We start from the raw sequence: 13991 nt of genomic DNA, 5'->3' as shown, positions 1-13991 counted from the left end.
CCCTCTACGATACGCCATTGTAACAGGGCAGGTATGGGTATTCATCCGTCCGACCGTGCCTCCATAGAAGAGACTGAACTACAACGTCTTAACTAATGTTACCACTATGGTCATAGTAATTACTTGAATATCTATATACTAATAATGGCTATATGTGGCCAATTAGTATGGATTACGTCATTACTATTCACGTGAATTATTCCATACGTAGTCAAAGACATCAGGAAAGTTGGGGATCTACTATGGAGCTCGCTTCAGTCACACGCCTCTTCAAAGACCAGTCTACCAATAAGACAACCCTGCTTCTCGAGGCTGTTGAGACCAAGGATAAGTTCAAGATAACTATACCCAGCCATAAGGCAGGCATTCTTGCACTTGAGGGCCACGGGCTGAACGACCGCTGCGGAATCTATGGAATCCTCTCTGAGTGTGTCGATCAACTCGGCGGTGCATTCACCTCGGTCATAGTCAGCCTGAGCAAGACCAAAGGCGTAAGTGCGGCGATATGCATGAGCCGCGATGAAGAATTAACGCGGATTAAAGCCGACGTGGTAGAGCTTGTCGCGTTTGCGCTGCACGTACAGATTCCACTTTTCCTCGATGTGAAAGACGAACCCAGTGTGGTCCCTCCAATCGAGAGCAGTAAGCAACACGAAGCTGGAAACCCCGGTCTACCTGCCGTTTTCGAAAACGTACTGACAGAAATCATGGGGTCCAAGGAAGAGCGCGCTACTAAGAAAGACGACGGGCCAGACGCAGACCGTGAGCTCCCGCTTGATAGCTTCGGACATTAGAAGCGACCTATCTGACATTCCACCCAACGGCATTCTCGGAGGACGGGATGAATCAAATCACGAAGAATAGACGAGCCTGGGTTTACGTGATAGCGACAGCTCTCACTCTTTCAATCCTTTTCGCCGTGTCATGCGCGACCGGCAGTCCTGGGGATGGCCCCGCGCCATCACCTGTTGTCATTGAAAGAGAAGTGGTCAGGACCGTCATCGTCGAAGTCGAAAAGACGTTAGTCCAACAGGCCCCTGCCCCACCGCCAGTCGTCGTCGAGAGAGATGTCGTCAGGACTGTCGTGGTTGAGGTCGAAAAGCCAGTCGTGCAGGAGGTCACCAAGGTCGTGGAGGTCGTCGTAACTCCCACGCCGATGCCGCCTGACCCCACTCCAACTCCGCATCCCGACACACGCGTAGTCAGGGACGACACTGGCAGAGAAGTCGAGATTCCCTACAGTCCCGAGCGAGTCGCCGTCACCAACTCGTGGATAGTCGAGGTGCTGATGGCCTGCGACTACACACCAGTGGCTCGCCCGCAGATACCCCTCGAGTTCGTGTTCCCACCTGAGGCGTACGACATACTGGTGGTCGCTGTCTCACACTCCGCCGGCCCGAACATCGAGCAGCTGGCCGCGGTCAGGCCGGACCTTGTACTCACGTCTCCGACGTACGGAAGATTCGCAGAACCGATCCAGCAGGCGCTGGACGTGCCGGTACTGATCTACGACGTCGACACTGTTGAAGACGTACTGGCTAAGGTCGAACTCCTGGGCAGCATGGCCGGCTGCACCGCCAGGGCACAGCAGGCCGTCATGGACCTGCGCTCCAGAGTTGAAGAGCAACAACGTGGACTGCCAGAACCGGGCCCGTCCGTGTTCGGCATTTTCGGAACCAGCGAGTCTTTCCTGGGGTTCACTTCAGCGTCATATCTGGGCGATATGGTAAACCTGCTGGGCGGTAGCATGATCACCGACGGGGACCCGCCATACATGTACCGGGGCATCCCCAACCACGCCTACACGCCGTTCAGCTTGGAAAAGGTGGTCGAGCAAGACCCTGAGGTCATGCTGGTTGTGCGCCACGGGTCGCCCAGTGAGACGCGCGAGGAAAATTTCTCAGGTCTGTTCTCGAATCCCGCGTGGTCAGGACTCACGGCAGCACAGTCAGGCCGTACTCACGAGCTATCAGAGTGGCTGTATCTCCGGTATCCGGGCCCACGGATCGTGTGGGCTATGCAGGAGTTACGTCCGCTCCTCTACCCTGACGCCCTGGCTGAAAGCGGCGGGTAATGGGTTTCGCAGACTCCATCCCCTCGAGAGTCCAACCCTCCGCATCCAGGGTCGGACTCTCATCATACGTGCGCCAGTCAGCGGTACTGGTCATCGGCAGTGGCATACTGCTCGGGGGTCTGGTCCTGTCAATCTCAATCGGCGCAGTCTTCATCAACCCTTCTGACGTATTGAACGCCGTTGTCGGCGACGCCGATCGTGTCCCTCGTCAGATCATATGGAATCTTCGCGTGCCGAGGGCATTGGTCGGTGCCCTGGTAGGAGTGAATCTCGCCGTTTCTGGCGTGCTGCTCCAGGGAGTCATGAGGAATCCGCTGGCCGCGCCGACAATCGTCGGCGTCACCGCCGGGGCAGGACTTGCGGCAACGGCCGTGATGGTACTCATGCCCGGCCTGCCGACATTCATTCCGCTGGTCGCCTTTGGCGGCGCCATGGCCGCATCGGTGTTCGTGTATCTACTGTCGTGGCAACCTGGTCTCGGCACCTCGCCAATGCGCATGGTGCTTGCCGGAGTAGCCGTGACTTCGATGCTGGGTGCGTTCACGACTGGCTTGATGGTGATTCTCTGGTTGGCCGGCAACCTTGTGGGACGGAGCTGGAACCACCTGGAACTGGTCTGGCTATACAGCGTCTTTGGACTGATAGGGGCGCTGTTGCTTGTGCGACAACTCAACGTAATGCAGCTTGGCGACGACGCGGCCCGCGGTCTGGGTGTCCGAACAGAGAGAATGCGTCTGACCGCCATAGCCCTGGCGTCGCTGCTGGCCGCCTCTGCAGTGAGCGTCGCCGGCCTGGTTGGCTTCGTTGGGTTAATGGTGCCGCACGTGATGCGGCTGCTCGGTGGTCACAACCATGCGTACCTTGTAATTGCCTCAGCCATAGGCGGCGCTGCCTTGATGGTGTGGGCCGATCTCGGCGCACGTATGGTGCTGTCGCCTCTGGAAATGCCTGTAGGTATAATCACCGCGCTTATCGGCGGACCGTTCTTCGTCTTCCTTTTGTACAGGACCCGCTTTATCGGCGGCCGAGGAGTTTAGCTATTGACGTCAGAAGATTCAGCTGCAAGGCCACCGGATGCAACAGCTCGTACTGCGGGACGGCTCCTTCTCGCGACCGCGATTCTCACAGTCGTTGCCGTTATCGGACGTGGGGCAGCGGACGCCGACCAGGACACCTTCGAACACTCGATGACGTACATCGCCGTGAACAGTGGTCTCTATGGCCTGGGTGGAGTTACCAGGGCTGTTCGTAGTGTCTGGCCTGTTCACTCTGGTGTCAGGGGCCTGCGCTGTCGTACTTGTCGTCTTCGCCCTGAGGTGAGTTCCACCTCCATTCTTGCGACGCCGGAACAGTGGCTGAAACCGGTTGCCGACATCAGATGGCTCACTGGCAAGATCGGTTTCGCAGCGGCCGGCCTTGCTCTGATCGTAGCTGCACGTTACCAGTGGATGGTCGGAGGTAACCTGAGGAAAATCGCGCCGCTATCGGCGATCATCGGACTGGCTATGCAGTTCATCTGGATCGACTCTGCCACCATCATGCACCCGATCATTGGCACTGCCTTCTTCCTGTGGCTCATGGCAATCGGATTCATGCTGGCGTCCGGGCGTGTCGAGCGCCATTTCATGGCGATGACCTCCGAGGCCTAGCCTTGATGATCACAGCGGGCGACACAGAGACCAACATCCGCGTCGAGGATCTGACCGCCGCGTACGATCGACACCCCGTACTGGACGATGTAGACGTGAGCGTTTCCGCCGGGGAGATGGTCGGCATCATTGGCCCGAACGGCTCAGGCAAGTCTACGCTGCTGAAGGTGATTAGCCGTATACTTGCCCCTGAGCACGGCACTGTTTATCTGGACGGAAAGTCCTTGCCCGAGCTGCCCACTGGCCAGATCGCCAGGAAGATGGCCACACTACCGCAGGCGCCGCCGACTCCCCCTAAACTGACAGTTCGCGAACTCGTCGGCTATGGCCGCTATCCACAAGTCTCCTGGCTCAAGCGGTTCGCGGCGCAGGACAGGGACATCATCGAGTGGACAATCAGCAAGTGTAGCCTGGAAGACCTTTCCGACCGCAAACTCGTGACACTCTCAGGCGGCGAACGACAGAAGGCATGGATCGCGATGGCCATGGCCCAGCAGCCGCGAGTGATGCTGCTGGACGAACCAGTGACGTTCTTGGACATTAGCCATCAGCTAGAGGTGATGGACCTCGTGTCGGAACTGAATCGCTCAGAGGGAATAACGGTGATAGTCGTGCTTCACGACCTGAATCTCGCCGCACGTTACTGTCCTCGGTTGATCGCGATCAGGGAAGGCAGAATTCACTCTGACGGTGCCGCAAGCGAGGTGATTCACCCGGATGTGCTGAGGGAGGTGTTTGGGATAGGGGCACACGTCTCTGAAGACCCGCTCACACAGCGGCCGGTCTGCTACCCGTATCGGCTTGGTTAGCAGAGATCTGCAAGGAGAGGACAATGTACGTCGGAACCAACAGGATCAGGGTTCAGAAGGGCACCGGGCATCAGTTGGAGGAACGCTTCTCCGAGCAGGGCGGCGTCGAGAATCATCCCGGATTCATCCGCTTCCAGATGTGGAAGTTGGACGACGATGACGAGGACTTCGAAGAGTACCTGATCGTCACCCAGTGGAAGTCCAAGGAACATCAGCGCGAGTGGGTCCGGAGCGAGGGCTTTAGACATGCACACTCGGGCCCGAGGGCCGACTTCATCCTCGGTCACGCCCGTTTCAGAGGCTACGAGGTCCGGCTCGCCTCTGAAATCGGACAGGCCAAGTCACCAGTCTAGGTTACAATGTAAACAGCCCTTATGGGCGCCAACTATTGAACCTACACACTAAGGGAAGGCCCATGCTATCCGACAGGCTGCAGGACGCAATCAACAAACAGATCAACAACGAGCTCTATTCGGCACACCTCTACCTCTCGATGTCTGCGTACTTCGAATCGCTCGACCTCAACGGCTTCGCCCACTGGATGAGGCTCCAGTTCGAGGAGGAGACGGCACACGCGCTCAAGCTGTTCGACTACGTCAACGACAGGGACGGACGTGTGGCATTGCGCGCCATCGAGCAGCCGCAGATCGAGTTCGAGTCTCCAAACTCCGTGATGCGCAGCGCGCTCGAACACGAGCGACTCGTCACCTCGATGATCAACGACCTGTATGCGCTGTCGATCGACGAGAAGGACTACCCGACCCACGTGCTGCTCGAGTGGTTCGTGTCCGAGCAGGTCGAGGAAGAGAAGACCCTCAACGAGATCAACGCACACATGGACCTGATCGGCAACGACGGCACCGGCCTGCTGATAATGGACCAACGACTCGGCTCACGCACCGCCGAAGCAGGGTCTGATGGAGGAGAGGCAGAAGGCGCCGAAGCTCTATAGGTCGCTAGGTCGACCCGAACCGCCAATCTCGCCAGACCCACGCCGGGCGATCCCTATAAACTCGCTGGCCTCCGCTCGAGCCTGATCTGAGGCGCGTCCACCCAAGGACCCCAAATCTTCTTCAGGCCGTCTGACGTTCCTGCTGACTTAAACTCCTCGGACTCTCACCCGCCGCACCTGTGGAGGAGTCCACTCCCACCCCGCCTCACAGCCGGAGGCTTCCACCTGGCATTCACTGCCGGCCCAGACGGCGCTGCCAATCTGCACCCGCGCCACGAGGGCTCTCTGAAAGCTGCCGCTGACCGGCACGACTCCACCATGGCCGTACCTAACCCATTACGTTGGGTGAATTCTCTATCGCCTACCAGATAATCTTGTCTTATATTGAGAGTAAGAACGCATAAATGAAGGCAGGGTGAAGAGTGAGGCGAGATGGAAATGGCAGGACAACACAGATCAGCGAGCTTCTCGACGATCGCCGGCCTGATAGCAGTGGCCTTGATCATGGCAATCGCAGTCGGTGGGGCCGGACAGGTATGGGCCGCCAGCTCCCAGGATGGCCCTCCGGCGACGAAAGAAGTACTCCTGCCAGCTCAGAATGACCGGCAGGAGTACAGCACTGGCATTCGTGATACTACCGAAGTTAGAGCAACCGACGCTTCGAGTGACGCGACTCTGAGGTCTCTGTCCATCGTCGCGGACGACAAGGCCGTGGAACTGTATCCGGACTTCGACCCGGAAGTCTCACTCTACACGGCCACGATCAGTGCAGATCAGGTCACAGTCGAAGCAACCGCGACGAAGGACACAGCGTCGATCATATCGTTCACCGCAGGGGACAAGATCGAGATGCCTGAGTCAGACGATGACAAGCTGACCTCCCAGGCCCAGATAGTGGCTGGCTCGATCACCGATATTTCGCTGACCGTAAAGGCCGAGGATGGCGCCACCACAAGGACATACTACGTCCTGGCAGCGAGATTCAGCCGGCAGGAGCGAATACGTCGCTGGCCTTGGTCCACTGGTGTTCACGCTGGGCAGGACCGGCGACACGTCATCTGCACTTGATGTGACTGTGGACCTCATCCAGGACCAGACGTGGCTCTCATCCACCTCTGGCGCCGTAGCCTTTGCTGCCGAAGAGGCCACTGCCACACTCGCATTCTCGCGGTCGGATTTCTCGTCAGGAGTAACACAGAGCGGCACATTGACCGCAACCGTGGACTCGGTATCCGGCTACGACACCAGCGCCGCAATGGTGAGCGTGAGCGTGATCTCACAGGAGGGCCCGGCGATCACTGTATCTTTCGAAGAGACCGAGTACTCGGTTGCGGAGGATGTGGGCACCTTTGAAGCTATCCTGGTAGCACGGGCGGCCCCGGGTGTCCCGTACGTCGAGGCGTTCAGAGTGTCTGTCTCCGCCTCTGACATCGATGCATCCTCCCCAGACGACTACTCCGCCTATTCAGAAAATCTAACTTTCGTCCCCACCGACTTTGCAGAAGTGAACGGTTCCCTCGTCGGAAAAATTGCGGCGATCCTGACAATCGTCGATGACGAGACTTACGAGGAGGATGAGCAATTCGGACTGGCGCTGGAGAGTGTGGCTGGGGCATCTACCGAAATCGGTCTTCTGGATCCCAACGGCGACTCCTGCAATTTCATCTGCCGGGACCACTACCCGATCACCATAGTTGATGACGATGGGAACGCAGTAACAGTATCATTCGAGGAGCCAGCCTATTCGGTCGACGAGGGCGGCAGCACGACGATCAAGGTTGTCTTGAGCGAGGACCCCGAGCGCACCGTGACGGTCCCGTTCGTGACGATGAACCAGGGGGGCGCATCTTCGACCGACTACCACGGAGTGCCCATCAGCGTCGAGTTCAACTCCGGCGATACCGGGAAGTCGTTCACAATCACGGCCGTTCAGGACTTCTGGAATGACGATAGCGAAAGCGTGCAGCTCGGTTTCGGAGATCTGCCAGCTGGCGTGACAGCGGGTACGTACGCCACGACGACAGTCACCATCATCGACGACGATGAAGGCGACCCGGCGCTGAACGTGGGCACCCCTGCAGGGTATTGGACGGTGAGCCCAGGTTCGGAGGTTCTTCATCCCGATGTCGTGGAACTCAACGCCAACCTGTTCAAATTGGACTCCTGCACAGGTAGGAAGAACTTCAAAGTCTTCCGGGCGGGACCCGGTGACGGCCGCCAGGCGGACAGGTGGGAGGCGTATATCGCCAGACACGGTGCCGTTGGTGACGTGTCACACGAATTCAGGACCGACCAGGGCAATCCAAAGTACACATCCCTGTACGGCACGATATGGCTGGATGGAGAAGGTAGTCTCAACATCCGCATTCGCGGCTGGCTCGGTACAGACGGCCTGGGAGAGTGGTCGCCTGCCGTCAGCCTGATCTGCCAGGAAACGCAGGAATAGCAATCAATACATCGTTCGTTCCCGGATCAAGTCTGGGACGGGCTCTGAGCATGTCGAAGGATGCCCCCATCCGTGGAGGTAGTCAGCCACCGTCCGTTGGGGCAGGTTTGAAACCTGCCCCTGTCCGAGCACTGTGCCGACCAGGATGATACAGCTTCCTGTTTGCATCCCCAGAGACGGAGCCATGAAGGCGTGTGCTAGACTGGGCTGACCTCTGCATGAGGTCAGCCTTTGCTCAGTCACAAAGTCTCTCGCAGCCCACACTACAAGTGGTGGGTGTTCGCAGCAGTCGGTCTCGGCTCCTTCACTGGGGTGATGACCTTCGGGACCGTAAACGTCGCGCTGCCAACGATCGCGGGCCACTTCGAGACCGACCTCCCCACCGTACAGTGGGTCGTCATCGCCCAGACTCTCACGGTGAGCGCGCTGCTCCTCCCCATGGGCCGGCTATCCGACATGGTCGGCCGCAAGCAGGTGTACATCGTCGGACTGCTGCTCCTGATGGGAGCGTCGGTCTTTGCCGCGACGTCGTCCAGTGTCTTCATGCTGGTGCTGTCCCGAGTGGTACAGGGAATGGGCGCCGCGATGACCCAGGGCACCGGCATGGCGATGATCACCTCGGTGTTCCCCGAAGAGGAACGCGGCAAGGGCATCGGCACCCACATGAGCGTGATCGGCACCGGCGGGATGGTCGGGCCTGTACTCGGAGGCTTCCTGGTAAGTACGCTCGGATGGCGATGGGTGTTCCTGGTCAACCTTCCGCTGGCGTCAATCGCGCTCATTGGCGCGCTGCTGCTGATGGACTCGAAGCTGTTCTCCCGGGAGGGACGGGGCGCGCGATTCGACTGGCCCGGAGCGGCGATGTCGACAGCCGCGCTGGTGACCTTCCTATTGCTCATGACGAACGGCTACCGGCTCGGCTGGTTCTCACCTACGATTGTCAGCGCTGGGACTCTCTTCGTCGCACTGCTGGCAGGATTTATATGGTGGGAGCTTCGCGCCCCAGCCCCGATGCTCGACCTATCGCTGTTCAGGCACCGTATCTTCTCATTAGGAGTGCTGGCCAGCTTCATATCCTTCCTGAGTGTTGCCTCAGTGCGCTTCATCATGCCCTTCTACCTGCAGGGTGTGCTCGGCTACCAGCCAAGCCAGGTTGGACTCATCATGCTTCCCACGGCAATCACCATGACGATCATGGGGCCGGTCGCGGGACGTCTATCCGATCGCTACGGCTACCGCATCTTCAACGTGGCCGGACTCATGCTGGCGTCGGCTGGCATCTTCACCATATCGCGCGTGTCGGAGGCCACTCCCCTCGCTGTAGTTATCGGTGGGATGGTGTTGCAGAGCGCAGGAACAGGTCTGTTCAATTCGCCCAACTCGGCGTCGATCTTCAGTGCGTCGCAGGGCAGACGGCACGGTGTCGTGGCAGCGTTACTCAGCCTCGTGCGCAACTCAGCTAACGTGACTTCGATTGCAGTTGCCACAGCCGTCGTGACCGCTACGATGGTGTCGATGGGATACGCACCCGACCTCTCCAACGTGGGCGGAGGCGACGATCCCGGACTGGGACGCTCCTTCGTCTCCGGCATGAATACGCTTTACCTCGCGATGGGACTCCTGCTTCTCGTCGGTGTGGTCGCATCCTTCCTCAAGGGGCCGGCGCCCGCCGGGACAGGGGGACGACGCAGGCGTGCAGTCGGAGTTCAGGCCGGGGACTGAGTCCAGCAGACAACGACACCAAGAGCTAGAGCCGTTGCACGCTGCGCGGGGTGGCTGGTGTCTGAGACCTTTTGATATTCTGCATGGGTTTGGTTTGAGCCCTTGTGGGATTGGGATACTTGGTAGTCGCCGCAGCAATATTTGGTATTTCCTACCTGCTCATCGCCATTGGGCGTTTGCCCCATGTGATTGTCGCCGTTCTCGGCGCGATGGCCATGGTGTTCTTTGGAGCGATCACAGGCCACGAGGCACTCTCCCACGTGAACCTTGAGGTCATCCTGCTGCTGGCCGGCATGATGTCCCTCGCGAACATGATCGCCAGGACCGGAGCGTTCGACTGGGCGGCCATCAGAGGCGCTCAGCTTGTCGGCGGCAACGGCTTCCTGACCCTCTGCCTGATGTGCCTGCTGACCGCCGTGTCGTCTGCGTTCCTCGACAACGTCACGGTGGTAGTTCTCGCAGTACCGATCACGCTTTCGATCTGTCGCACGCTGGGAATCAACCCCGTGCCGTTCCTGCTGGCGCAGGTTTTCGCTTCGAACATCGGCGGGGTATCGACCATCGTCGCCGACCCGCCGAACATCATCATCGCATCTGAGGCCGACATAGGCTTCCTTGACTTCATGCTAAACGCCGCGCCAGTGAGCCTCGTATCGATGCTGGCCCTGTTCGCCATGCTGTACCTGTGGTTCAGAAACAGCGTCACGACAACCGCCGAGAGCCGCGCCGCCGTCATGCGCCAAAACCCGAGCGCCGCGATCACTGACCGGATCCTGCTAATCAAGTGCGCGATCGTGTTTGGACTCACCGTGCTGGGGTTCCTGACCCATGAGCTGCTTCACGTCGGGCCAGCATTCATCGCCCTTACGGCCGCCGCGGTGCTCGCGCTTGTCTCCCGGTTGGACCCGCACGAAGTGCTCAAACAGGTCGAGTGGACGACGCTTGCGTTCTTCATAGGGCTGTTCATGCTTGTTGGCGGACTCGAAGAGACGGGCTGGACGGTCGAGATACGGGAGTGGCTCGTCGACATGTCCGGGGGCAGCGAGAGGAACATGGCATTCCTCCTCGTTTGGTTCGGAGGTGTAACGTCGGCGATAGTCGACAACATCCCCTTCACGGCAACGATGGTCGAGGTGGTCGGCGGGTTCTCCAACGACAGCTCAGACGGCATCTCGCCGCTGTGGTGGGCGCTCGCGATGGGCGCAGACCTGGGAGGCAACGCGACGATCGTCGGAGCGTCGGCCAACGTCATAGTCGTCAATCTCGCTCGCGCCGCCGGCTACCCCGTCAGTTTCATGCACTTCTTCAGATACGGCGCAGTTATCACAGTGCTGACCCTGATAGTGTCAACAGCATACCTGTGGCTGCGCTACTACTCGTAGCAGCCACCGTCGATGCACGCCATCGATTTTGATTGACCACAGAATAGGCCGAACGCTAAACTGCCGTTGGCCTGTCTCCAGGCCTAAATCCCAAGTCCGCCCGCCTTCTCCCGGAGCCCCGACCTGCAAGCACAGCCCAACACCGGCAGACTGTGGTTGGCCGTAGTAGTCTTTCTGGCGCTGGGCATTCCCGCGATCCTACTTGGTGGCGGGGAACAGCTCTTCCATGTGGACTACCACCTGTCCCCGATTGTTGCCGTTCTCATCTTCGGCATTGGCATAGTTGCAGGAGCGTTCCTGCTGTCCTGGGCCGCAGAGGTGGCGCAGATGGACGTGTCGGCGTCCCTCGCAATTGCGGTACTGGCGCTCATCGCCGTCCTGCCCGAGTACGTCATCGAGTTCGTGCTGGCGCGGGACGCTGGATCCTCGTTCAACATGGTAACGCGTGAGATCACCGTTGAGATCTCCAGGGTTGCCGCAAACGTTACGGGCTCCAACCGCCTGCTCATCGGCCTGGGCTGGGCTGCCGTAATCCTCATCTACTGGCTGAAGCGGCGGCGGCCGCTGGACATGCGCGGCGAGATGGGCCTCGAGATAACCATGCTCACAATCGCCACGCTGGCGACGCTGGTCATCTTCTTCATCCGACAGGTCCCCTTCATTCTGGCAGTCGGGCTGGTCGGGCTATTTGTGGTCTACCTCTGGCTAAGCTCCACCAAGGAGGTGGAGGAGCCGGATCTGGTCGGCGCGGCCGCACTCATAGGCGCTCAGCCAACCGGGCGCAGGCGCGCCATTGTGATATTCATGTTTGTGTACTCAGCCATTGTGATAATCGCCGCGGCTGAGCCTTTCGTAGACGGGCTTATCGAGACCGCCACGGAGTTCGGTATAGATGAGTTCACGCTGATCCAATGGGTCGCGCCGCTGGCCTCGGAGTCGCCTGAGATTATCGTGGCCGTGCTATTCAGCCTGAGAGCGAACCCGGTGGCCGGTCTTACCGCGCTCATCTCGTCGGGGGTCAATCAGCTCACGCTGCTGATAGGCAGCATGGTGCTCGTGTTCAGCGGGACCGCTGGCAATTCGCTGTTCACGCCGCTCAACTTCCCTCTCGACGATAGGCAGTCGGTCGAGTTCCTGCTGATGACAGCGGTCTCGATGTTCGGACTACTGCTGATAGCCAAGCGCATCATAAGCTGGTGGGCCGGAGCGATCCTGCTGGTGCTCTTCATCGTACACCTGCCGTTCCTCGAGCCCGCGTTTAGGCTTGGCTTCGCGGCCGTTTACTTCGGGCTGTCCGCCTTGCTCATCGTCGTGGACTGGCGGCGCATCAAGTTCCTCTTCAGGGAGGAGCCGCAGGAGCTGCCTGCCTAGCTCCCCTGGACGATCCAGTCTGCGGCGCGTTCGGCGATCATGATCGTCGTCGCGTTGGTGTTGGCCCGAACGACGTCGGGCATCACGGACGCATCGATTACTCTCAGTCCCTGGAGGCCATGCACTTGCAGGTACTGGTCCACGACGGCCATCGGGTCCGACGCAGGCCCCATCTTGCACGTACCAGACGAATGGTGCTGGGTACCGACATTGGCAAGCATCCACGCGTCCAGTGCGTCGTCTGAGGCGAGATCGGCATCCGACGGATTGATGCGCTCCGCGATCACATCGGACAGCGGAGGCTGCTGCGTCAGCTCGACGCAGGTCCTGATCGCCCCACGCATCCGCTCCCTGTCCCACGCGTCTATAAGGTAGCGATAGTCAAGGTTGGGCTGGGTACGTGGGTCGGTGGACGTCAGCGTGATTCGGCCCGCCGAGGCCGCCTTCTGCAGGGCGACGCTGAAGCCCGTGTACGTCTCGCCCTCTGGTATTTCTACCGTTGCGGGACGGTGCTCGCTCGTCATCAGGATGGGACTCATCTGCATGTCGTTACGGTGCGGCGAACCCGGCGTGGTGTAGCGCATTCCAACCTGAATGGACGGGGCATTGGGAGGAGGATCTTCGACGTTCGCCTTGTACAGCATGAACGTCGCCGGGTGGTCTCTCAGGTTCTCTCCGACGCCGGGCAGCTCATGTACCACCGGAATACCGAACGACTCTAGGTGCTCGCGCGGGCCTACACCGGACAGCATCAGCAGGTGGGGTGAGTTGATCGCGCCGCCGGACAGGATGATCTCGTCGCCGAAGACCTGGAAGACGTCCCCGCCGCTCTCTGCCTCTATGCCGATTGCGCGGTCGCCGTCGAACAGGATACGGTGCGCCAGCACATGGGCCCTGATCGTAAGGTTCAGCCGGTGCCTGGCCATCGAGAGATAGGTCAGATTGGTGCTCATCCGAACGCCGTCCACGTTGTTCAGCGGACGCGGCCCTACGCCTTCGGCCTCTGGATGGTTCTGGTCGAGCGCCTCCGGGTATCCGGCGGCAAGGCACGTCTCCCAGAATCGCTGCGGTATGGGCAGCGCCTCATCCTTCGTGTAGCGGCGAACAGGGATGGGGCCCTCGCCGCCGTGGAAGTCGTCTGCGCCGAAGGTCAGGTCCGTCTCGGACTTTCGGAAGTACGGCAGCAAGTTGGTGAACGCCCATTCCGGCGAGCCGAGCTCAGCCCACTCGTCGTAGTCCTCGGGTATGCCGCGGAAGAAGACCTGACCGTTGATCGAGCTTGAGCCGCCAGTCAACTTGCCGCGCGGAAGCGGAAACGGCTCGCGGTCCGGCGTCGCGGTGGCCATATATCCCCACGTCTCGGACTCTGGGCCGTATGCCGCAGGCCAGACGCTGTTGCCGAACTTGACGCTGTCCGGCATCGCCTCGAAGTCGCCGTAGTCCGGCCCCGCCTCGAGCAGAAGCACAGACTTATCGGAATCTTCAGTAATCCTCGAGGCCAGCACCGAGCCGGCAGACCCTGCCCCAACGATGATGTAGTCGTACTGCATGACAAATTCCCCCGCGAGCAATTTCGTCAGACGATA

General features: G+C 59.7%; 12 protein-coding genes. 11 read left to right on the top strand and 1 reads right to left on the bottom strand.

Features of this window, described 5'->3' with window-relative positions:
- Positions 1–242: 242 nt before the first annotated feature.
- From J4G14_07730 to J4G14_07680, 11 genes are all read left to right on the top strand, one after another.
- Positions 243–794, top strand: coding sequence for a bifunctional nuclease family protein (locus tag J4G14_07730; protein MCE2457692.1), 552 nt, complete (start codon positions 243–245; stop codon positions 792–794).
- 47 nt (positions 795–841) lie between these two features.
- A complete protein-coding gene (locus tag J4G14_07725; GenBank protein MCE2457691.1) occupies positions 842–2074 on the top strand; it encodes an ABC transporter substrate-binding protein in 1233 nt (410 codons plus the stop codon).
- On the top strand, positions 2074–3111 hold the full coding sequence (locus J4G14_07720) for an iron ABC transporter permease (protein ID MCE2457690.1): 1038 nt from the start codon (positions 2074–2076) through the stop codon (positions 3109–3111). The genes J4G14_07725 and J4G14_07720 overlap by 1 nt, the downstream gene beginning before the upstream one ends.
- A 3-nt stretch (positions 3112–3114) precedes the next feature.
- The gene (locus J4G14_07715) at positions 3115–3723 is read left to right on the top strand and encodes a hypothetical protein (protein ID MCE2457689.1); all 609 of its coding nucleotides are present in this window, start codon (positions 3115–3117) and stop codon (positions 3721–3723) included.
- 5 nt (positions 3724–3728) lie between these two features.
- Positions 3729–4532, top strand: coding sequence for an ABC transporter ATP-binding protein (locus tag J4G14_07710; GenBank protein ID MCE2457688.1), 804 nt, complete (start codon positions 3729–3731; stop codon positions 4530–4532).
- Positions 4533–4555: 23 nt separating this feature from the next.
- A complete protein-coding gene (locus tag J4G14_07705; GenBank protein MCE2457687.1) occupies positions 4556–4885 on the top strand; it encodes an antibiotic biosynthesis monooxygenase in 330 nt (109 codons plus the stop codon).
- 62 nt (positions 4886–4947) lie between these two features.
- Positions 4948–5484 carry a ferritin gene (locus J4G14_07700; GenBank protein MCE2457686.1) on the top strand — a complete coding sequence of 179 codons (537 nt, stop codon included), beginning with the start codon at positions 4948–4950 and terminating at the stop codon, positions 5482–5484.
- Between the two features lie 940 nt (positions 5485–6424).
- Complete coding sequence (locus J4G14_07695; protein ID MCE2457685.1) at positions 6425–7930, top strand: hypothetical protein; 1506 nt, start codon at positions 6425–6427, stop codon at positions 7928–7930.
- 231 nt (positions 7931–8161) lie between these two features.
- Entirely contained in the window at positions 8162–9652 is a 1491-nt protein-coding gene (locus J4G14_07690) for an MFS transporter (protein MCE2457684.1), read from the top strand.
- A 119-nt stretch (positions 9653–9771) separates the two neighbouring features.
- Positions 9772–11034, top strand: coding sequence for an ArsB/NhaD family transporter (locus J4G14_07685; GenBank protein ID MCE2457683.1), 1263 nt, complete (start codon positions 9772–9774; stop codon positions 11032–11034).
- 156 nt (positions 11035–11190) lie between these two features.
- Positions 11191–12405 carry a hypothetical protein gene (locus J4G14_07680; protein MCE2457682.1) on the top strand — a complete coding sequence of 405 codons (1215 nt, stop codon included), beginning with the start codon at positions 11191–11193 and terminating at the stop codon, positions 12403–12405.
- Here J4G14_07680 and mftG read toward each other — a convergent pair.
- Complete coding sequence (mftG, locus tag J4G14_07675) at positions 12402–13955, bottom strand: mycofactocin system GMC family oxidoreductase MftG (GenBank protein MCE2457681.1); 1554 nt, start codon at positions 13953–13955, stop codon at positions 12402–12404. The genes J4G14_07680 and mftG overlap by 4 nt on opposite strands.
- Positions 13956–13991 lie beyond the last annotated feature (36 nt).

Source organism: Dehalococcoidia bacterium, assembly GCA_021295915.1.
Taxonomy (GTDB): Bacteria; Chloroflexota; Dehalococcoidia; order Lucifugimonadales; family UBA1123; genus VXRN01.
The sequence above is the reverse complement of the archived record's forward strand: the minus strand, read 5'-3'. Positions and strand labels throughout refer to the sequence as shown.

Coding starts and splice junctions, on each gene's coding strand:
- J4G14_07730 (MCE2457692.1), top strand. CDS start 243: ATGGAGCTCGCTTCAGTCACACGCCTCTTCAAAGACCAGTCTACCAAT.
- J4G14_07725 (MCE2457691.1), top strand. CDS start 842: ATGAATCAAATCACGAAGAATAGACGAGCCTGGGTTTACGTGATAGCG.
- J4G14_07720 (MCE2457690.1), top strand. CDS start 2,074: ATGGGTTTCGCAGACTCCATCCCCTCGAGAGTCCAACCCTCCGCATCC.
- J4G14_07710 (MCE2457688.1), top strand. CDS start 3,729: ATGATCACAGCGGGCGACACAGAGACCAACATCCGCGTCGAGGATCTG.
- J4G14_07705 (MCE2457687.1), top strand. CDS start 4,556: ATGTACGTCGGAACCAACAGGATCAGGGTTCAGAAGGGCACCGGGCAT.
- J4G14_07700 (MCE2457686.1), top strand. CDS start 4,948: ATGCTATCCGACAGGCTGCAGGACGCAATCAACAAACAGATCAACAAC.
- J4G14_07695 (MCE2457685.1), top strand. CDS start 6,425: ATGGCGCCACCACAAGGACATACTACGTCCTGGCAGCGAGATTCAGCC.
- mftG (MCE2457681.1), bottom strand. CDS start 13,955: ATGCAGTACGACTACATCATCGTTGGGGCAGGGTCTGCCGGCTCGGTG.